General features: G+C 67.0%; 22 protein-coding genes. 9 read left to right on the forward strand and 13 right to left on the reverse strand.

Features of this window, described 5'->3' with window-relative positions; all coding sequences use genetic code 11:
- The 5 genes from OG394_RS21385 to OG394_RS21405 are packed head-to-tail and all read left to right on the forward strand — an operon-like array spanning window position 1 to window position 5,103.
- Window positions 1-900: a 5-dehydro-4-deoxyglucarate dehydratase gene (locus OG394_RS21385; RefSeq protein ID WP_328988782.1), complete on the forward strand. Its 900-nt coding sequence runs from the start codon at window positions 1-3 to the stop codon at window positions 898-900.
- A complete protein-coding gene (locus tag OG394_RS21390) occupies window positions 897-2,162 on the forward strand; it encodes a glucarate dehydratase family protein (RefSeq protein WP_328988783.1) in 1,266 nt (421 codons plus the stop codon). The genes OG394_RS21385 and OG394_RS21390 overlap by 4 nt, the downstream gene beginning before the upstream one ends.
- Window positions 2,156-3,316, forward strand: a complete 1,161-nt coding sequence (locus OG394_RS21395) for a hypothetical protein (protein ID WP_328988784.1) — start codon at window positions 2,156-2,158, stop codon at window positions 3,314-3,316. Before OG394_RS21390 ends, OG394_RS21395 begins: the two co-directional genes overlap by 7 nt.
- The gene (locus tag OG394_RS21400) at window positions 3,313-4,266 is read left to right on the forward strand and encodes a D-2-hydroxyacid dehydrogenase (protein ID WP_328988785.1); all 954 of its coding nucleotides are present in this window, start codon (window positions 3,313-3,315) and stop codon (window positions 4,264-4,266) included. The genes OG394_RS21395 and OG394_RS21400 overlap by 4 nt, the downstream gene beginning before the upstream one ends.
- A gap of 51 nt (window positions 4,267-4,317) precedes the next feature.
- Complete coding sequence (locus OG394_RS21405; protein ID WP_328988786.1) at window positions 4,318-5,103, forward strand: polysaccharide lyase family 7 protein; 786 nt, start codon at window positions 4,318-4,320, stop codon at window positions 5,101-5,103.
- Window positions 5,104-5,152: 49 nt separating this feature from the next.
- Here OG394_RS21405 and OG394_RS21410 read toward each other — a convergent pair whose 3' ends face one another.
- The 9 genes from OG394_RS21410 to OG394_RS21450 form a co-directional block, all read right to left on the reverse strand.
- Window positions 5,153-6,424, reverse strand: a complete 1,272-nt coding sequence (locus tag OG394_RS21410; protein ID WP_328988787.1) for an alpha-L-fucosidase — start codon at window positions 6,422-6,424, stop codon at window positions 5,153-5,155.
- Between the two features lie 11 nt (window positions 6,425-6,435).
- On the reverse strand, window positions 6,436-6,612 hold the full coding sequence (locus OG394_RS21415; protein WP_328988788.1) for a hypothetical protein: 177 nt from the start codon (window positions 6,610-6,612) through the stop codon (window positions 6,436-6,438).
- Window positions 6,605-7,660 carry a glycoside hydrolase 5 family protein gene (locus tag OG394_RS21420; RefSeq protein ID WP_328988789.1) on the reverse strand — a complete coding sequence of 352 codons (1,056 nt, stop codon included), beginning with the start codon at window positions 7,658-7,660 and terminating at the stop codon, window positions 6,605-6,607. The genes OG394_RS21415 and OG394_RS21420 overlap by 8 nt, the downstream gene beginning before the upstream one ends.
- Complete coding sequence (locus OG394_RS21425) at window positions 7,657-8,700, reverse strand: ABC transporter ATP-binding protein (RefSeq protein WP_328988790.1); 1,044 nt, start codon at window positions 8,698-8,700, stop codon at window positions 7,657-7,659. The genes OG394_RS21420 and OG394_RS21425 overlap by 4 nt, the downstream gene beginning before the upstream one ends.
- Window positions 8,693-9,724, reverse strand: a complete 1,032-nt coding sequence (locus tag OG394_RS21430) for an ABC transporter ATP-binding protein (protein WP_328988791.1) — start codon at window positions 9,722-9,724, stop codon at window positions 8,693-8,695. The genes OG394_RS21425 and OG394_RS21430 overlap by 8 nt, the downstream gene beginning before the upstream one ends.
- Window positions 9,721-10,617: an ABC transporter permease gene (locus tag OG394_RS21435; RefSeq protein WP_328988792.1), complete on the reverse strand. Its 897-nt coding sequence runs from the start codon at window positions 10,615-10,617 to the stop codon at window positions 9,721-9,723. Before OG394_RS21435 ends, OG394_RS21430 begins: the two co-directional genes overlap by 4 nt.
- Window positions 10,614-11,684 (reverse strand): ABC transporter permease, encoded by a 1,071-nt coding sequence (locus OG394_RS21440; RefSeq protein ID WP_328988793.1) that lies wholly within the window; start codon window positions 11,682-11,684, stop codon window positions 10,614-10,616. Before OG394_RS21440 ends, OG394_RS21435 begins: the two co-directional genes overlap by 4 nt.
- Window positions 11,685-11,691: 7 nt before the next feature.
- Window positions 11,692-13,380 carry an ABC transporter substrate-binding protein gene (locus OG394_RS21445; protein WP_328988794.1) on the reverse strand — a complete coding sequence of 563 codons (1,689 nt, stop codon included), beginning with the start codon at window positions 13,378-13,380 and terminating at the stop codon, window positions 11,692-11,694.
- A 225-nt stretch (window positions 13,381-13,605) separates the two neighbouring features.
- Window positions 13,606-14,604, reverse strand: a complete 999-nt coding sequence (locus tag OG394_RS21450) for an ArsR/SmtB family transcription factor (RefSeq protein ID WP_328988795.1) — start codon at window positions 14,602-14,604, stop codon at window positions 13,606-13,608.
- A 64-nt stretch (window positions 14,605-14,668) separates the two neighbouring features.
- Here OG394_RS21450 and OG394_RS21455 point away from each other — a divergent pair, with 64 nt between their 5' ends.
- Window positions 14,669-15,994 (forward strand): tryptophanase, encoded by a 1,326-nt coding sequence (locus tag OG394_RS21455; protein ID WP_328988796.1) that lies wholly within the window; start codon window positions 14,669-14,671, stop codon window positions 15,992-15,994.
- An 11-nt stretch (window positions 15,995-16,005) separates the two neighbouring features.
- Here the strand turns inward: OG394_RS21455 and OG394_RS21460 are convergent, their stop codons facing one another.
- The gene (locus tag OG394_RS21460) at window positions 16,006-16,893 is read right to left on the reverse strand and encodes a fumarylacetoacetate hydrolase family protein (RefSeq protein WP_328988797.1); all 888 of its coding nucleotides are present in this window, start codon (window positions 16,891-16,893) and stop codon (window positions 16,006-16,008) included.
- Entirely contained in the window at window positions 16,890-17,288 is a 399-nt protein-coding gene (locus tag OG394_RS21465; protein WP_328988798.1) for a RidA family protein, read from the reverse strand. The genes OG394_RS21460 and OG394_RS21465 overlap by 4 nt, the downstream gene beginning before the upstream one ends.
- 163 nt (window positions 17,289-17,451) lie before the next feature.
- Here OG394_RS21465 and OG394_RS21470 point away from each other — a divergent pair, with 163 nt between their 5' ends.
- From OG394_RS21470 to OG394_RS21480, 3 genes are read left to right on the forward strand one after another with little or no spacing between them, the layout of a single operon-like run.
- Window positions 17,452-18,069: a TetR/AcrR family transcriptional regulator gene (locus OG394_RS21470; protein WP_328988799.1), complete on the forward strand. Its 618-nt coding sequence runs from the start codon at window positions 17,452-17,454 to the stop codon at window positions 18,067-18,069.
- Window positions 18,066-18,767 (forward strand): YqeB family protein, encoded by a 702-nt coding sequence (locus tag OG394_RS21475; protein ID WP_328988800.1) that lies wholly within the window; start codon window positions 18,066-18,068, stop codon window positions 18,765-18,767. The genes OG394_RS21470 and OG394_RS21475 overlap by 4 nt, the downstream gene beginning before the upstream one ends.
- Window positions 18,768-18,800: 33 nt before the next feature.
- On the forward strand, window positions 18,801-19,199 hold the full coding sequence (locus OG394_RS21480; protein WP_328988801.1) for a pilus assembly protein CpaE: 399 nt from the start codon (window positions 18,801-18,803) through the stop codon (window positions 19,197-19,199).
- Window positions 19,200-19,245: 46 nt separating this feature from the next.
- Here the strand turns inward: OG394_RS21480 and OG394_RS21485 are convergent, their stop codons facing one another.
- Together OG394_RS21485 and OG394_RS21490 are read right to left on the reverse strand one after the other, a co-directional pair.
- A complete protein-coding gene (locus OG394_RS21485) occupies window positions 19,246-19,497 on the reverse strand; it encodes a hypothetical protein (RefSeq protein WP_328988802.1) in 252 nt (83 codons plus the stop codon).
- Between the two features lie 71 nt (window positions 19,498-19,568).
- On the reverse strand, window positions 19,569-19,745 hold the full coding sequence (locus tag OG394_RS21490; RefSeq protein WP_328988803.1) for a hypothetical protein: 177 nt from the start codon (window positions 19,743-19,745) through the stop codon (window positions 19,569-19,571).
- Between the last annotated feature and the right edge of the window lie 101 nt (window positions 19,746-19,846).

The following is a 19,846-nucleotide window of genomic DNA, read 5'->3' on the forward strand; positions in this document are numbered from 1 at the left end:
ATGCGTCTCGACCGTTTGTCCGCCTTCCCCGTCACCGCGTTCGACGCCGAGGGCGACCTCGCCCTCGACCGATATCGCGAGCACCTGCGGGTGCAGATCGATGCCGGACCGGCCGCGATCTTCGCGTGTTGCGGCACCGGGGAGTTCTTCTCACTCACCCTCGACGAGTACGCCGCCGCCATCCGCGCGGCGGTCGCCGAGGCGGCCGGCGCCCTCCCGGTTTTCGCCGGCACGGGGTACGGCACCGCGGTCGCCAAGCAGTACGCCGATGCCGCTCGCGAGGCTGGCGCGGACGGCCTGCTGGTCCTCCCGCCGTACCTGGTGAAGGCCTCCCAGCAAGGGCTGCTCGACCACTACGGCGCGCTGGCGCGGCATGCGGGTCTGCCGTTGATCGCGTACCAGCGGGACAACGCGGTCTTCACGGCCGACAGCGTTGCGGCGCTCGCCAAGATCCCGGGCGTGATCGGGTTCAAGGACGGCGTGGGCGATCTCGACCTGATGCAACGGGCGATGGCGGCCGCGCCGGAGTTGCTTTATCTGAACGGATTGCCGACGGCCGAGGTGACCGCGCGTTCGTACCGGGCGATCGGCGTCCGGGCGTATTCGTCCGCCGTGCACTGCTTCGCGCCGGAGATCGCGCATGCCTTCGAGGCGGCAGTCGTCCGCGGGGACGACGTACAGGTCAACAGGTTGTTGAAGGAGTTCTACCTGCCGCTGGTGGCCCTGCGCGACAAGGGACAGGGGTACGCCGTGTCGTTGGTGAAGGCCGCCGTTCGGTCGCGGTGGACGGATGTCGGATCGGTGCGTTCGCCGTTGACCGATCCGACGCCCGCGCATCTCGAAGAGCTGGAGTCGATCATCGACCGGGGTCTCGCCCTGGTCCGTAAGGAGGCCGCATGAGGATCTCCGAGGTCGTCATCACGCCGATCGCGATGAAGGACCCGCCGCTGCGCAACATCCACGGCGTGCACCAGCCGTACGCGTTGCGCTCGATCCTGCAGGTCCGGACGGACGACGGTCTGGAAGGGCTCGGCGAGACGTACGGCGACAAGGCCATTCTCGACGCGTTGCGCCTCGTGGCTCCGCGTTTGACGGGGCTGGATCCGTTCGACCTCAATGGGCTGGAGCGGATCGTTGGCGAGGCTTTGGGCGGGGTCGCGTCGGAGGCGACGCATGGGTTGATCGGCGCGGCGAGTGCGTCGAAGACGTTGTCCACGGTGTTCTCCGCCTTTGAGGTCGCGTGCTGGGATCTGCAAGGGCGTGCGCTCGGGCGGCCGGTGGCGGAGCTCCTCGGCGGCCGCGTGCGGGATGCCGTTCCCTATAGCGGGTACCTCTTCTTCAAGCCGGCCACGCATGTGCCGTCACCGAGCTATGCGGATGACCCCTGGGGTGAGGCGATGACGGCGGACGGCATCGTCGCGCAGGCCCGGCGGATGGTCGACGAGTATGGGTTCGGCTCGCTCAAACTCAAGGGTGGCGTGCTGCCCGCTCTTGACGAGGCGGACGTGATTCTCGCGTTGCGCGACGCCTTCCCGGCCCATCCGCTGCGGCTCGACCCGAACACCGGCTGGACCGTCGAGACGAGTATCGCCGTCGGCCGCAAGCTGGAGGGAGTGCTCGAGTATCTCGAGGACCCGACGGGCGGTATCGAGGGCATGGCGACTGTTGCCCGCGAGGTGTCGATGCCGTTGGCAACCAATATGTGTGTTACGGCCTTCGAGCATCTCGAGCCGGCGATCCGGCAGAACGCGGTCGGCGTGGTCCTCTCTGATCACCACTTCTGGGGTGGGATGCGTCGATCGCGCGAATTGGCGGCGGTCTGCCGCACCTTCGGCCTCGGGCTCTCCATGCACTCGAACTCGCACCTCGGGATCAGTCTCGCCGCGATGACGCAACTGGCGGCTGCCACCCCCGAGCTGACGTATGCCTGCGACACTCACTACCCCTACCTGGTCGAGGACGTCGTGGTCGAAGGCGTATTGCGGTTTGTGGATGGCGCTGTGCCGGTTCCGACGGGGCCGGGGTTGGGCGTTGAGTTGGATCTGGACTCGTTGGGACGACTGGCTGAGCAGTACGAGCGGGCCGGGTTCGACACGCGGGATGACGTCACGCCGATGCTGGCGGTCGATCCGGCGTGGGACCCGGTGATCCCTCGATGGTGAGGCACGGGGTCTTCGCTTACACCTGGGACCTCGTCGGTGATCCCGACGCGGCTCGCCGTCTCAACGATCTCGGCGCCGATACGGTCACGCTGCAGGCGGCGTACCACTCGGTGCGGGCGACGACCGGCTGGCATCCACGGCATCGCGTCGTTCACGCCGACCACGCGGCGACGTACTTCCGGATCCGGCCCGAACGTTGGCGCGGGCAACTACTTCAGCCCGTTGCGCCGTCCTGGGGTGTGCCGGATGACGATCGCTTCGGTACGGCGCTCGCGGCGTTGACCGCCGAGGGGTTGCGGACCGAGGCTTGGCTGGTGTTGACGCATTCGTCGATCCTCGGGCGTTCGGCGCCGGACCTCACGGTGCGGAACGCGTTCGGCGAGACCTTCCAGTACGCATTGTGCCCGGCGCAACCCGCGGTCCGGGAGTACGCGTTGACCCTGGTCCGGGAGGTGTGCGACCAGTACGACGTACCCGCGTTGATGCTGGAGGCGTGCGGGTGGCTCGGTTTCGATCATGGCAGCCATCACGAGAAGACGGCCGGCGCTGACCTGTCTCCTTGTGCGCGGGATCTCCTGTCGCTCTGTCTTTGCCCGGCCTGCACGGCACACCTTGTTGCGCTGGGCATCGACACGGTCGACCTCGCGCAGGACATTCGCCTCAGCGTGAATCGCGAACTCCAGCAGGGTGTTCCGGCCGGTGCGAACCTCGCCGAGGCCATCGGGGCTGCTCGCGCCGAGGTGTTGTACGGGTATCGCACGAAGGTCATTGCCGACTTGGTGGCTGATATCCGGGGCGTGTCGTCTGATCGTGACTTGTTGCTGATGGCAACGGATGATCCGCAGGTGACCGGGCCGGATGTCGGCGCGGACTTGACGGGGTTTGCGGAAGGGCCGCCCGACGCCTTCGTACTGAAGTGCTGGCACGACGAAGAGGCGGCGCTCGCGCGAGTCAAGGCCGCAGCCGCGCGGACTGACGTACCGCTTGTCGCGAACGTGACGGCCTTGGAGCAGCGGCCCGAGGATTTGGCGTCGTTCACCAGTCGGCTGGTCGCGGCCGGCGTCTCGGAGGTGCGGTACTACCACGCCGGGCTGGCATCGCCCGCACGTCAAGCGGCCATCCGTACGGCGATCCGCGGCGGTGGCGGCGTATGAAGCTCGTGCTGGTACCACCGCAGATCGATGCGACCCGGGATTGGCCGTCGCGGTTGATGGCGGACGTGCCCGGCTGGTTGGTGGTCCGCCCATCGGACGACGCTGTTTACGAGGAGCTGCGGACGGCGGACGCGGCGTATGGCGTACTCACGCCTGCGCTGTTGCCCGACGGGTTGAGGTGGTTGCAGGCGCCGCAGGCCGCTCCGCCGCCGGGGTACTTCTTTCCCGAGCTCGTCGCGCATCCCGTCGTGGTGACGAATATGCGCGACACCTACACCGATCACGTGGCGGCTCATACGTTGGCGTTGGTGCTGGCGTTGTGCCGCGGCCTGCCGAGGTACTTTCGCGATCAGGTGGACGCGCATTGGGCGCCCGACTGGGAGCCGGCCTCGGTGGTGAACTTGCCCGAGGCAACGGCCTTGGTCGTTGGCGCAGGCGCGGTCGGTGCCGAAGTCGGCCGGCTGTTGGGAGCTTTCGGTACGACGGTTGTGGGGGTGGACGAGCGCTCCAAGGGCCCGCTGGAAGGCTTTGCGGCGGTTGAACCGGCTGAGGCGCTGGACTCGTTGCTGCCGACGGCTGACCTGGTCATCCTGACCGTGCCACATACGCCCGCGACCGAGGGCTTCTTCGACGTACGACGCTTTGGGTTGCTCAAGCCTTCGGCGTACTTCGTGAATATCGGCAGAGGTCCGACCGTCCAGCTCGACGCTTTGGTTGACGCGCTCTCCGAGGATCGGTTGGCCGGGGCCGCGCTTGACGTGTTCGAGAGTGAACCGCTGCCGCCAGGGCATCCGCTGTGGCAGCGCCCGGATGTCCTGATCACCCCGCATGTCGCCGGCGTCGGGCCTTATGCCGACGAACGCCGCTATGCCGTCCTGCGGGAGAACGCGCGCCGATTCGCGAGCGGCGTGGACCTTGTCAACGTGGTCGACAAGACCTCCTGGTTCTGAAAGGAGCTCGATACCAAGGGAAGTTCCGCTTTGAGAGAAGGAGAGTCCGCGATGCGTGGATACCGCCCCCTCGCCGTCCTGTTGTCGGTCGTCGCCAGTGTGACGACTGTCGCCGCGACGTCGAGTAGTTCCACCGCAGCACCCATTCCCGTTCCTGCCTGCACCTATCCCGCCGAGATCTTGAACCTGTCCCGGTGGAAGTTGCAGCTGCCGATTGACGACCCCAACCAGTCCGGCACACAGATCCTGCAGGTGACTCAACCCCGGTTGAACACCTACCAGATCTCGCCGTGGTTCAAGGTGTCTTCCACGTCCACCTGCGATGCCGTCCAGTTCCGGAATGCCGTGAACGGGGTGAAGACCCCCAACACGACGTACGCCCGCTCGGAGCTGCGTGAGATGAACAGTGGCGGCAATGAGGCCAGCTGGTCCTCGAACTCCGGCACGCACACGATGGTGATCGACCAGGCCATTACCCATCTGCCCAAGGTGAAGCCGCATGTGGTGGCTGGGCAGATCCATGACGGCAATGACCGTTCGGTGTTCCGGTTGGAGGGCTCGAGCCTCTATGTGACCCGGGACAACGACACCCACTACAAGCTCGTGACCAGCAACTACACGCTGGGCACCCGCTTCCAGGCCAAGTTCGTGGTCAGCAATGGCTCGATCAAGGCCTACTACAACAACGTATGGCAGGCGACCATCCCGGTCTCGTTCACTACTGGGTACTTCAAGGCAGGCGTGTATACGCAGGCCAACTGCACCAACTCGTCTCCTTGTGACGGCAGCAACTACGGCCAGGTGAAGGTCTACAACCTCACGGTCTCGCACAGCTGACCCGGCCCTAGGCATCTACTGAACGCCCCCAAGGGCGGCCAGCACACTCCTAGTCGCGGGTGTGCTGGCGGTAGACGTCGAGCTCGCCGTCCAGCTCTAGCTCGATCACCGTGCAGTCCCGGTCGAGGGCGGTGTCCGAGGCGACGGAGAGGTACTCCCAGCCGGGGACCTCGCCGAGGCCGCCGACGCGACGGTGTTGCAGGTCGACGCCGCCGCCGAGGATGGTTGCCTTGAGCACCTGGTTCTTCAGACCGCGGACCACTACGTACTCGTTGGGCCGGTCGAAGCAGAACAGGTAGAGCCGGCGCCGGTCGGTGGAGACCGTGGAGGCGCCGTAGAAGTGGCCGAGCGGGAGACCGCGGCCGGTGTCGTAGATCGCGGGTTCGTGCCGGCGGATCCAGTCGCCGAGCTCCCGCAGGCGCTCCACCTGCGGGCCGGGGATCGTGCCATCCTCTCGCGGTCCGACGTCCAGCAGCAGGTTCCCCCCGCCGCCGATCGTCTCGGCGAAGATCCGGACCAATTGGCGGATCGATTTGTAGTTGTCGTCCGCGTGCTGGAAACCCCACGAGTCGTTGATGGTCAGGCACAGCTCCCACGGACCGGCCGGCGGCTCGATCGGCACTCCCTGCTCCGGCGTCGCATAGTCACCGAAGCCACCGTTCATCCGCCCGTTGATCACCGCCTGCGGGGTGATCCTCATGATCAGCTCGCGGACCTCGTCCATCCGCCACTGCTCGGGGTCGCGCTCCCAGTCGCCGTCGAACCACAGCAGGTCTGGGCCGAACCGTTCCAGCAACTCGGTCAGCTGGGCCCGGTGGAAGGTGAGGAAGCACTCCCACCTGGCCGGGTCCTCCTCCCCTGCCGCCGGCACCGCGAACGGGTTGCCGCGCTCGTCGACCGGCATCTGGGCCGGCCGGACCGAGGCGTAGTTCGGGTGGGTCCAATCCAGGTGGCTGAAGTAGAGCCCGACCTTGAGGTCGTGCCGCCGCAACGCGTCGACATACTCACTGACGATGTCGCGGCGCGCGGGCGTCGCCTTCACCGTGGACAGATCGTTGGCCGCCGTATCGTAGAGCGCGACTCCGTCATGGTGCTTCGTGGTCAGTACGGCGTACCGCGCTCCGGCCGCCTCGAACAGGTCGGCCCAGGCGTCGGCGTCGAACTTGGCGGCGGTGAAGCCATCGAGCTGCTTCAGGTAGTCGTCGTGGCTGATCCGGCCATTGAAGAACGACCAGGACTCGGCGATCCCGTTGACGGCGTAGACACCGTAGTGGATGAAGATGCCGAGCTTGGCCTCGTCGAACCAGGGCTGGATCGCCACGGAGATTCTCCTCAGGTCGCAGATAGAACGGGATAGGGGATGCCGCGCCGCCGGAGATAGTCCTCGTCGGTCGACCGGTCGCTGGTCACGATCGCCGGCGGCGTTCCGTTCGCGGCAGCGGCCATCCACGCGTCGAACAAGGCGCCGCCGGGAGCACTCGCCCGCCGCGGCTCCGCACCGTCACCCACGTCCAGCACAACCGCTGTCGAGCGAGTCCCGGCCTGCGACGGGCTGTGCTTCAGCTCCGCGGCGACATCGCGCAGACGCTCGCCGACCGGCTTCGGTAGGCCGCGCTCGTCGCACAGGCCGAGGCTGTACTCCAGCTCGGGGAAGTCCCGCATCGTGCGCGAGACATCGTGGCTGCACCACCAGGTAACACCCCACACCCCCTTCACAGCGGGCCAGGTTCCGAACCGTCTGTTCGGCGAACTCCGGTGCCTGCTCCGGCGTGACCGAGCCGGCCGGTGCGCCGATCTCCTGCACCCAGATCGAGCGAGCCGGGTCCGGTGCCCAGGCCCGGGCCAGCTCCACGACGTACTCGGCGACATGGGCCGCCTCCGTGCTGAGGCCGCCGTACTTCTTGCCGATGCCGGCGGAGAACACCCACGGATGGACGACGGTCCGGGCGCCGAGCGTGGTCAGCTGGCGAGGGGTGAACGTATGGCCCTCGTCGTACCAGACCGCGTCGAACGCCGAGTGCGTATGCGGGTGGTCCGGGTCGGCCTCGGTCGCGGCCGTCAGCAGCCGGGTGATCCAGGCGTCCACCTCGGCCTCGGTGACGGCGTCCCGACCCACCGGCGCGATCATGTTGTTCGGCTCGTTGGCCAGGCTCACGCCGAGTTGGTTGCCGTGGTCCCGTAGCCGATGCGCGACGGCGGCGACCAGCTCCGCCTCGGCCTCCACCACGTCGGGATCAGTGAAGATGTTGCGCTGATGGTGCGTCACCGTCCACGAAGGGTAGAACTCGAAGCTGCTCAGATGTCCCTGCAGGACGTCGACCGTCACATCCAGGCCTGCCCCGGCCGCGACGTCGTACAGGCGGGCCAGGTCGTCGAGCGCGCGCTGCCGGATCAATCCCCGCTGCGGCTGGAAGAGCGGCCACAGGCAGAACACCCGGACGTGGTCGAGACCGAGCCCGGCCAGTGTTTCGAAGTCCTCCCGCTGTTCGGCCGGATCGAAGTCCAGCCAGTGGTGGAACCAGCCGCGCCGCGGTGTGTAGTTGGCGCCGAATCTCATCGGGTCAGCATCTCCTCAGCGGGTTCGTGCGAGTGACCGCCGTCGCCGTACAACCAGCATCGGGTCCAGCTGCCGTCGTCGAAGGAGGTCAGCTCGGGCAGCCGGGTGCGGCACTCGTCGCGCGCGAACGGGCAGCGCGGGTGGAAGCGGCAGCCCGGCGGTGGGTCGATCAGACTGGGCGGTTCTCCCAGGTCGTCGTCGAACCTGTCCACGACGCCGTCGTCGCGCCGGTCCGGGTCCGGCGAGCAGTCCAGCAGCAGTCGCGTGTACGGGTGCTTCGGCTGCTGGCTCACCGCCTCAGCCGGGCCGGACTCGACCAGCTGACCGGCGTACATCACGTTGATGTCGTCGGCGAAGTAGCGCGCGCTGGCGATGTCGTGGGTGATGTAGAGGATGGCAAGGCCCTCGTCATCCCGGAGTTTCGCGAGCAGGTTGAGGATGTCGAGGCGGATGGACACGTCGAGCATCGACACCGGCTCGTCACCGAGCAGCACCGCCGGCTCGACCGCAAGAGCCCGGGCGATGACCACCCGCTGGCGCTGGCCGCCGGAGAGCTGATGCGGGAACTTGTCGATGAAGTCCTTGGCCGGTGTCAGGTTCACCCGCTCCAGCAACTGGAGCACCTTGGCCTCGACCTCGGCCCGGCCGGCGGCGCGCCCGTGGATGCGCAGTGCCCGGCCGATGATGTAACGCACCCGCTTCAGGTGGTTCAGCGACGAGAACGGGTCCTGGAAGATCAGCTGGACGCGCGCGTAGTACCGCCGCCGGTCCTTCTGCCCGCGCGGATCGGCGGGCTCACCGTCGAGCAGGATCTCCCCGTCGGTGAGCGGGTAGGCCAGCGCCATCAGCCGGGCCAGGGTGGTTTTGCCGCTGCCGCTCTCGCCCACCAGGGCGGCGATCCGGCCGCGGTAGAGGGTCAGGTTCGCGGACTCCAGCGCATGGACCTCGTGGCCCTTGCTGCCCCGGCCGCGCAGTGCGAAGTGCTTGGTGGCGTTGCGCGCCTCCAGTACAGGCGTCGCCTTCGCGGTTGCCTCAGCCAACCTTCTCACCTTCCACTGGACGCTGCTGGCGTGCCATCACGGGTACGGCGGGGTCGTGCAGGTGACAGGCCACCTGACGGCCCTCGATCGGCTGCAGCAGCTGCGGCAGTTCGGTGTCACAAGGCGCGAACCTCTTCGGGCACCGAGGGTGGAACGCACAGCCGGGCGGCGGGTCACGGAGGTCCGGCGGAGAGCCCGGGATCCCTCGCAGGACGCGGATCGGGCCGTGCAGGGGCGGAAAGGAGTCCCGCAGCCCGGCCGAGTACGGGTGCAGTGGGTCGTCGTACAGCTGGCGGGCAGGGCCGAGCTCGACGATCCGGCCGGCGTACATCACCGCGATGCGGTCGGCGATCTCGATCAGCAGCGAGAGGTCGTGCGTGATGAAGAGGATCGCGAAACCGAGCTCGTCCTGCAGGCGCTGCACCTGGCGCAGGATCTGGCGCTGCATCACCACGTCCACCGCGGTGGTGGGCTCGTCCATCACGACCAGCTCGGGGTCGCAGGCAAGTGCCAGCGCGATGGTGGCGCGCTGGCGCATCCCGCCGGATAGCTCATGCGGGAAGGCTCGCAACCGGTCAGCAGGGATGCCCACCATCCGTACCAGCTCGGCCGCCCGGGCCTCAGCGTCGGTGCGACTCAGCCGGCGATGCGCCTGCAGCGTGTCGACGAACTGGGCCCCGAGCCGCAAGACCGGGTTCAGTGCGTTCATCGCCGACTGGAAGACGATCGACACCTCCTCCCAGCGGATCTTCGCGAGCTGGTCGCGATCGGCTCGCAACAGGTCGACCTTGTCGCCATCCTGGGCATGGAAGACCGCGGTCCCGGCCGTGGTGACGGCCGGCGGACGCTGTAGCCGGGTGATGGCGTTGATCAACGTCGACTTGCCGCTACCGCTCTCGCCGGCGATGCCCAGGATCTCGCCACGCCGCAGCGTGAAGGTCGCATCCACCACCGCGTTGACGGGCCGGTCGTCGGTCTCGTACCCGACGTGCAGGCCGTCCACCTCGAGCAGTACGTCGGTCATCGCTTGGCTCCCGTCAAGGCGGTCAGCCTGGTCGACGCCTTACGCGCGACAGTGCGCAGGCGTGGGTTGGAGATCTCGTCGATGCCGAAGTTGATCAGCCCGGCCGCCGTCCCGAGCAGGGCGATACAGGCCGCCGGCGGGACGAAGGTCCACCACTCGCCGTTGAACAGGGCGTTCGGTCCAGCGTCGTTGATCAGCATCCCCCAGCTGATGATCGAGGGATTGCCCGCCCCGATGAAGGCCAGTCCGGCTTCGGCGAAGATCGCGCCGACGACCGAGAACAGCAGGCTGGCCGCGATCAGCGGCGCCAGGTGCGGCACCAGTTCGAAGACGATCACCCGACGCCGGGATTCGCCGAGCATCTCGGTGGCGGTGACGAAGTCGCGATTGCGCAGCGACAGCGCCTGCGCCCGCTTCTGCCGGGCACCACCCGCCCAGCTGGTCAGGCCGATGATCAGCGCGGTGACCCACCAGCCGCCGCGGCCCTTGACGTAGCTGCCGACGATGATCAGCAGCGGCAGCCCCGGGATCACCAGGAATATGTTGGTGAAGGCGGTCAGGAACGCATCGGTCCGGCCGCCGATGTAGGCGCCGGCGATGCCGAGCAGCGTCGCCAGGCCGGTCGCGATCAGCCCGGCCAGCAGGCCGATCTGCAGCGAGGTCCGGGTCCCGACGACGAGCCGGGCAAGCAGGTCACGACCGTTCTTGTCCGTGCCGAGCCAGTGCGACCCGGACGGAGCCTCGCGCAGGTGGTCGACGTCCAGCTCCGTCGCGCTCAGGCCGAAGACGTGGGTGACCACGGTCGGGCCGACGAGGGCGACGAGCACGAAGAAGCCGAAGATCACCAGACCGACCCGGACCTTCGTGCTGTCCGGCAGCCGCAGCCTGCTCACACGTCCTCCCTGGCTCGTGGGTCGATCAACCCGTAGACGGAGTCGGCGATGAAGTTCGCGGCCAGCACCGACAGCGAGATGATCAGGAACAGCGCCTGCATCAGCTGGTAGTCCACGCTGGTCACCGACTGGTAGAAGAGGTACCCGACGCCCGGGTAGGCGAAGACCACCTCGGCCAGCAGCGAACCACCGACCACGAAGCCGAGCGACACCGCCAGGCCGGTGACGCTGGGCAGGATCGCGTTGCGGGCCGCGTACTGCGTCATCACCCGGCGCGGCGACAGGCCCTTCGCCTCGGCCAGCAGCACGTAGTCCTCGGAGATGGTGGTGATCATCATGTTGCGCATCCCGAGCAGCCAGCCGCCGATCGACCCGGCGATGATCGTGAACGCCGGCAGCAGCGCGTGGTGGATCACGCTCGGGATGAAGTAGATGTCGAACGCCGGCACCAGGTTGTCGACGTCGTACCCGTGGATATCGGGGAACCAGCCGAGCTTTCCCGCCAGGAACAGCTGTAGGAGTTGCGCGACCGCGAAGAACGGCAGCGCACCGATGAACGTCGACAGCGGTGCCGCGATCGCGTCGAACCCCTTACCGGGCTTGCGTCCGGCCAGGATGCCGAGACCGGTGCCCAACGCGAAGGCGAGGATGGTGGTGGTACCGACCAGGCCGAGCGTCCACCAGATGCCCGACCCGATCACCTGTGAGACCGGGGTCGGGTAAAACGCCGTCGAGATGCCGAAATCGCCCTGTGCGAGCTGCTTCAGGTAGCCGAAGTACTGCTGCCACAGCGGATCGCCCGAACCACCGAAGAGCCGCTGGATCGCCCGCACCTGTTCGGCGGACACGGCCTGGGTACGTCGGAGGTTCTCGATGATCGCGCCGGCCGGGTCGCCGGGCATCAGCCGCGGAATGAAGAAGTTCAGCGTGATCGCGACCCAGGTCGCCACCAGGTAGAACCTGATCCGCCGGGCGAAGTACCGCCACGACGACCCACGACCACGGACCGGCTTCGCCCTCGGTGGGGGTGCCGCAGCTGAGTCGACGACCTCGACACTCGACGTCATCCCTGCTTCAGCTTCCGTAGGTGTCTGGGTTCGGCTTCAAGGACAGGACCACCCGCAGGTTGTCGCCCGCGGCCCACGGCGGCGGCATCGCGTACGGGTTCTCCTCGTTCGGCCACCCGACCCACTGCTTGGAGTTGTACTCCGCCGAGGCACCGATACTGGCCAGCGGGAAGCTCGGCACCTTCTCGACCATGATCTTCTGCAGCTCCCCGACCACCGCGAGCTGCTCGGCCTGGTCTCCGGTTTCGGACAACTTCTTCAGCAGCGCGTCGGTCTCCGGGTCCTTCCAGCTCCCGTAGTTGGCCCAGGCGCCGGCGTTCTTCGAGCTCAGGATGTCGTTGTAGTAGCTCCAGGGGTTCGCGCCGTACACCGCGCCGCCCACGTTGACGTCCAGGTCGGCCGACTTCTTCAGTGCGTCGAGCTGGGTGCCGGGCACCGGCCGGACATTGGTCTTCACGCCGATCTTCTTCCACTGCTCGGCGATGATCTGGTCACGCTGGATGGCGTCCTTGTACTCCGCGTTCTCCGGCAGATCGACGGTGAGCTGTTTGCCGTCGGGGCCGACCAACTCCTCGCCCCGCTTGCTGAATCCGGCCTTGGCCAGCTCGGCCAGCGCACCGTCGACGTTCGCCTTGCCGAAGGGCAGGTCCTTGTACTGCGGGGCGATCCACTTGCCCTGGGTCTTCTGATCCATCCCGGTCGGGCTGATCGAGTACGACAGATCCTGGGTGACGATCTTCATCACCTGGTCACCGTCGATCGCCAGCGACAGGCCCTTGCGGACGCTCGGATTGTCGAACGGCTTGCGGGCCGGGTTGAAGTACACGTTCAGCGAGCCGTACGACGGGTACCAGGCGTGGTTGTGCTCGGGATCCTTGTCGACATACACCTTCTTGACGTTCGCGATCGCACCGCCGGACCACTCCAGCTCACCGGACATCAGCTTCTGCTCCTCGGCCTGACCGAGGATCGGGATCTTGATCTGCGGCACCGGCACCTTCTGCTTCCAGTAGTCCGCCCGCGCCTGCAGGACAACCTGCTGGCTGGAGAACTGCCCGAGCTTGTACGGCCCGCTGACCACCGGCTCGGGGTTGGTCCACTTCTTGAGGTCCTGCGACTCCCAGATCTTCTTCGGCACGATGGACACGCCACCGATGGTGCTCTCGAGCGTGTAGGCGGGCCCGGCGAAGGTGATCTCCGCGGTCTTGGCGTCTACCGCCTTCGCGGCGACGTACTCGAACTTCTGCAGCTCGGGGTCCTTCTTCAGGGCCTCGAGGGTGAAGACGAGGTCCTCCGCGGTGACGGACGAGCCGTCGCTCCAGGTTGCGTCCTGGTTCAGCTTGATGGTGATCTTCTTGCCGTCCTCGGACCACGCGGGCTTGTCTGCCAGCCAGGGGATGAACTCCCCCTGCTTGAGGATGTTGAACATCCACAACGGCTCGTACATGAAGAACGTGCCCGACGTGGCCGTCGGGGAGAACGGGTTGAAGTTCCGAACGAAGGTCGACTGACCACCGGCGAGTCCCGCTGTCAGCGTCGTCGGACAGGACGTCTTGCTGCAGGTGTAACCGGGGTCGTATCCGTCGGACTGCGCCGACTTCTTCGTGTTCGGTGAATTTGGGCTGCTGCAGCCCACCACGGTCATCAGGACCGCAACTGCGAGAGCACCCAGCGCCGCTGGCGAATGCTTCCTCATGCCGACTCCGTTTCCCTGACCACCGGCCGCGGAGGGGTTGGCCGGACTTGGGGACATACGTTGTCAATGCTTGCGAGTGATGTCAACAGGCATCAAGCGTGCAGTATTGTGCGTTTTTAGCGCTCATCAACACGAACCAACGCGCACCGGAACCCCAAGGCGGGATAACGTTGTCTCCCCCGCAACATGCCGCCATGACCGCTGTGCAAGTCAGGGTGATCGGGTTCATCTAGCCAATGTGCGGAGGTCGTAGGCCAGGTCGATCAGGCGCTGGCCTACGACTTCGTACAACACGTAGTAGCCCTCACGGCGGGTCTGGACCATTCCCGCGTCGAGCAACAGCTTGAGGTGGCGCGAGACCGCTGCACCGGACAGGCCGAGCAATCCTGACAACTCCTGCGTACTCCGCGGCTCCTCCGCCAAGAGCCGGATGATGTCGAGCCGCGACTGCCCCGCGAGCGCACGCAGACCCGACGACAACTCGACGGACTCCCTGCTCTGCGGATTCGGCGGTACGACGGGATAGGTCATCCGCAACGGCCACGGCTCGTCGCAAGTGACCCGCACGTGCGGCCACGCGTAGTAGCTCGGCGTCAACCGCAACGGCCCACGCTCGGCGACTTCGACCCGATGATCGTGCGGGCGATCCAGCAGCACCAGCCTACGTCGCACGTCGAGCCGGATCGCGGGCGCGAGTTGGCGAAGCAAGGGCAGAACCCCATCAGGTAAGGCGGTTCCGGCGTCCGCGACCGTGTCGAGCAGTTGCGGTTCGAGATGCTCCCATTCCTTGCTGAAGGCAACTTCCCAGTACGACGTGAGCACCGCGAGGATCTCGTCGAGCACGCTGCGCGGTTCCTTCTTGACGCGGCGCCGGAGCTCGGGATCGTTGCCCTCGTTGACCAGGACCGCCTCGGACAAATCGCGTGCGATGTCGCGCGCCGGCAGGGCCCGCACGATCTCGATCTCCTCCGCGAAGGTGCGATCGAGATGACCCGCACCCGCCTCGAACAAGGCCGGCACGTAGTCCCGCACCACCCAGCTCAACCTGCGCAGGTCGTTGCGCAATTCGGCCGGCAGATCCCGGCAACGCCGTACCCAGGGCAGTTGCAGCGCGTGGTGGCCGGGCGCGCTCAGGGCGTGCCACGAGTGCACCGCCTCGGCGAGGGCGGACAGCTCGAAACTGACGTGCTCGGCCGCGTCCGGCGGCATCCGCAAGGTGATCACGGAACTGATTATCTCTTTCGCGAATCTGTTGTCCGCTGCGGACGTCCGTCTCGACACTCAGGTCATGACCGCCTTTATGGAGCCCTTCCGGATCAAATCCGTCGAACCGATCGCCTTCCCGACCGCCGCGGAACGCCGCGCCGCGCTGGAAGCCGCCGGGTACAACCTGTTCAAGGTCGACGCCGCCCAGATCACCATTGACCTGCTCACCGACTCCGGCACGGGCGCGATGTCCGCCGCCCAGTGGTCGGCACTGCTCTCCGGCGACGAGTCGTACGCCGGGGCGCGATCGTTCCGCCGGTTCGAGTCGGTCGTGCAGGAGCTGACCGGCTTCAGCGAGGTGCTGCCGGTCCACCAGGGCCGTGCGGCGGAACGGCTGGTCCTTTCGACACTGCTCAAGCCAGGCCAGGCGAGCGTGAGCAACACCCACTTCGACACCACGCGGGCACACGTGGAACTGGCCGGCGGTAAAGCCGTCGACATCCCTGCGCCGGATGGCGGCGACATCGACCTCGACCAGCTGCGGAAGGCGTTCGCGGTGGAGGACGTCGCGTGCGTCGTACTCACCGTCACGAATAACGGCCTCGGCGGCAAACCCGTGCTGATGCAGAACATCCGCGACACCCGGGCGATCTGCGACGAGTTCGACGTTCCGTTGATTCTCGACGCGGCACGCTTCGCGGAGAACGCGTACCTGATCACCGAACGCGAGCCGGAATTCGCCGGCCGGCTGCCGCGCGAGGTCGCCGAGGAGATGTTCCGGCTGGCCGACATCATCTGGGCCAGCCTCAAGAAGGACGGCATCGCCAACATCGGCGGGCTGATCGCGATGAACGACCAGGACCTGGCCGCCCGGTGCCGCCTCGAACTGATCGCCTACGAAGGCTTCCCGACGTACGGCGGCCTGGCCGGGCGCGATCTCGAAGCCCTCGCGCAAGGTCTGCTCGAAGTCACCGAGCCGTCGTACCTGCGCTACCGCGCCGAGTCCGCCCGCTGGTTCGGCGAGGCGCTCCGGGCGGTCGGCATGCCCGTGATCGAGCCGGTCGGCCTGCACGCGGTCTACATCGACGCGGGCGAACTCCTGCCCGGCCGGACCCTGCCCGCCAACGCCCTACTCGCCGAGTTCTACCTCGAAGGCGGCATCCGCGCCAGCGAACTCGGCACCCTCGCCTTCGGCCGCATCGACCCCGCCGGCGGCCCCGACATCCCCTCCGCCCGCGAACTCGTCCGCTTCTGCCTCCCCCGCCGCGTCTACACCCAAAGCCACCTCGAGTACGTCGTCGAAACCGCCGCCGCCATCGCCAAACGCGCCGAGTCAATCCCCAGCTACCGCATAACCCACCAATCCCCCGTAATGCGCCACTTCACCGCCACCCTCGCCCCGGTCTAACGCGCGTTTGGTCAGGAGGGGTACGAGAGGGGGGCGTGGGTTAGGTGGTTGCAGAGTTCGCCGATGGCGGGGGCGCGGACGATTACCTCGTCGCCGTCCGTCAGGAAGAGCTGGGGGTCGCGGGCGTTGCCGATGCCGGAGGGGGTGCCGGTGAGGATGAGGTCGCCGGGGTGGAGGGTCATGCCGAAGGACAGCTCGCTGATCAGCTTCGCGATCGGGAAGGCCATTTCCGCGGTCGAGGCGCTCTGCCGGAGTTCGCCGTTGACCAGGCATTCGAGCCGTACGTCCTGCGGATCACCGAGTTCGTCCGGCGTCACGATCCACGGTCCCAACGGCATGGTCTGGTCGATGCTCTTGCCCTTGAGCCATTGCCCGCCATGCGCCCGCTGGAGGTCCCGTTGCGAGACGTCGTTCGCGAGCGTGTAGCCCCAAACGTGGTCGAGCGCCTTCTCCTCCGGGATACTCCGGCCGCGCCAGCCGATCACCACCGCGAGTTCGGCCTCGTAATCCCATTTGGCCGAGACGGCCGGGTCGTACGCGATGTCGTCGTACGGCCCGATCGCGGTATCCGGCGCCTTACCGAAGAACGTCGGCCGCGCCGGCGGATCCACGTCCTGGCCTTCGCGTTTACCCGCGCTCTCGTAGAAGTGGTCCCAGTAGTTCCACCCGGTGCAAAGGATGTCGCGCCGGAATCGCCGGATCGGTGCGACCAGGCGGATCTCGTCCATCACCACCCGTCGCAAACCCGGCAACGCCGTACGGACCGCGTCGATGGCGGGTTGGCCGCCTTCGATCACCGAGACCAGGTCCGGCCAGGTCGACGGCAGCACCAGGACTTCCTCGCCGTCGACGACCACGGGCCGTTCGACGCCTTCCACCTCGGCCGTCGCGAACCTCATGCGGCCAGCACTGCGATGGCGTTGATCTCGATCAGATAGTCGGGATGCGCCAGCCGGCTGACCTCCACCATCGTCGAGGCGGGCAAAGGCTCGTGGAAGAACTGCGCCCGCACTTCGTGGATGGCGGCGAAGTCGTCGATATCCCGCACGTACACGTCCAGCCGGCAGACGTCCTCGAGCGTGCCGCCTGCCGCGACGAGTGCGGCCCGGATGTTCTCGCAGACCTGGCGGGTCTGGGCCGCGATATCGCCGACGCCCACGATTTCGCCGTCCGGCCGGCGCGCGGTCATGCCGGAGACGAACACCAACCGGCCACTCGCCTCGACCACGGTGGCCTGGGAGAAGACACCGTTCGGGCTGCGCAGATCGGGGCTGCTGAGCTGCGTTTTGGGCATGACGAACCTCCATCAGGGGAGATTTGATCAAACATCACGAGCCGCCGCCTCCGCAACCAATGCGATCTGGACCAAATATCGCGCTGACCCGACCAGGCACTTCCTGGCAGGTTTCCGACTGACCGAGTGCACCATCGCAGGCCGGGCGTGCTAATTTCAGGCCGTGCGGTCTAAAAACGGAGCAGGCGGCCGGATGTCGTTCATCCAGACCGCCCGGCGAGCCCAGATCATCGAGGCCGCGATCGCGACAGTGACCGCGGTCGGCTACGGGCAGGCCTCGCTGGCCCGGATCGCCGCCGAGGCCGGGATCAGCAAGAGCGTCATCTCGTACCACTTCGTGAACAAGGAAGACCTGCTGGAGAAAGTGGTCGAGCAGGTCCTGGCCGATTGGGACGCGTCGATGCGGCCGATCGTCGACGCCGAACCGACCGCCACCGGACAGCTCGCGGCGTACGTCCGTTCCCGGCTCGCCTATCTCCGCGAAAACCGCACCCGGCTGATCGCCCTGGCCGAGATCATCGTGAACCACCGCGATACCGATGGCCGTCCGGTCTTCGCCGAGCGCGATACCGAACCGGTCGGCGAACTGCTGACCATCCTCCACGCCGGTCAAACGTCGGGCGAGTTCCGCGCGTTCGACCCGGTGGTGATCGCGATGACCGTGACGCAGGCGATCGACGGCGCCGTGACCCGCTGGGCCGAACATCCCGAAACCGACCTCACGTCGTACGCCGAAGAGCTGGTCACGCTTTTCCGGCTGGCAACCCAGGAGCATCGATGAACGCCGAGCGGCAGACCGTGATCGGGCATTCCAAGTTGGACAAACTCGTGCTGTACGGCGGTTTCCCGCTCGTCGGCCTGGTCCTCGGCTTCTTCCTGCCGCGGATCGCCGACTGGGCGATGACGGTGGACTGGTTGCCGAAGGGCCCGCTGCGGTTCGTCGCGGAGTGGGACGCCTGGTGGGTGACGCTGATCCTGATGCTGGCCGGCCTGATCGCCGGTGTGCTGCTGGCTGCGGTCGCGCTGGAGGACACCCTCAAGGTGACGATCACCGATGCCGACGTACAACTGCTGAAGAACACGAAGACCCAGACCGTACGGCGGAACGACGTGGCGCTGGCGTTCCTCGACGGCAAGGAGCTGGTGCTGCAGGACGCTCGCGGTGGCGAACTCGCGCGCGAGAAACATGACGAGCTCAGCTCGGGCGCAGGCAAGTTCGGGCCGGCCTTCCGGCTGCACGGTTATGCCTGGTCCGATGACGGCGATCCGCAGGCGGGCGCCTTCCACCGCTGGATCGAGGATCACCCGGACATCCCGCCGGCGGTCAACGCCGTACTGAAGGCGCGAGCGAAGGCGATGAAGGCGGGCGACAAGGGCAAGTCCGACGTGCGCGAGTTCCGGCTGGAGATCAACAAGCTCGGGTACGCCGTTCGCGACGAGGACGGTAAGCAGTTCGTCCGCGCAGTGGGCAAGCGCTAACCGGGTTTGCCGCTTGGTGGGCAGACTGGTGGGGTGATCACACTTGAGCAGGCGAGGCGGTTACGCAAGGCCGGCGTGTTGTGGGTGCCCGGGCCGGGTGATCGCTTCATCGTGCCGAACCGGGAGATGGACGACGACGTCTTCGTGGTCAGCGATATGACGGTCGAGGTGCACGACTATCCCGGTGGCAAGGTGATCGGGTTCAACGGCACCACCGAGTGGGCGCTGGACAGTATCGAACAGCGCGAGGTGGTCTGGCTGCCGCGGGAGAACCAGTTGCGCGAGCTGCTGGCCGACCGGTTCGTCCGGCTGGAGGCGGCGCCGGACGGGTACGCGGTCGATCTGGCGGCCGACAGCGGTGAGCACAGGTTCACCGGGCCGGATGCCGAACAGGCCTACGCCGAGGCCCTCATCGCACTGCTGACGCCTTAACGACTACCGGTCGACCCCTCCGTCAACCGGTCGTCAGTGGCCGGAGTCAGCGGTCGAGCACCGCGCGCAGCTCGCTCACGCGGCTGATCAGGCGGTCACGCTGCTCCGCCGTACCCCGATGGGTGCGCAGCAGACCTTCGTACATCTCCAGCTGAGCGTGGGCCTGGAGAAGCTGATCCGGAGTCAGCGGGTGATGGTCGGTCCCTCGGTCGATCCGGCCGTGCTCGTTGCGAACCACCTGACGCCAGAGTGCCGGTACGGCGTGGTGGCGGCCGCGGGTGATGGTGACAGTGCTCATATCGTCCTCCTCTGAAACCGCCGGGGCGGTGTGTGCCTACTCTGACGACGGATCGCCGCCATAAGTTCGGACTAGTCGGTCCCAGTAGTGGTCACCTGCAGCTTCGGGCCCTCCGAGGGCTTGAGAAGCTGACCGATACCGGGCCGCCAGATCGCGAGAATCGCAACGACGGCGACGATGCCGATGACCGTGATCAGCTGGGCCTTGATGGAGGCCTGGCGGCGGCGGGGCAGGAAGTCGTTCGTCATGGTCTCTACCCTCGCGAAATAAGCGCCGCGGGACATCGGCCCCTGGGACCGTCCTTCCAGCCGCCGGGTAAGACCTCAGTAGGGTGCCGCCTCATCCTTTA

The sequence above is a fragment of the Kribbella sp. NBC_01245 genome, assembly GCF_036226525.1.
Lineage (GTDB): Bacteria > Actinomycetota > Actinomycetes > Propionibacteriales > Kribbellaceae > Kribbella.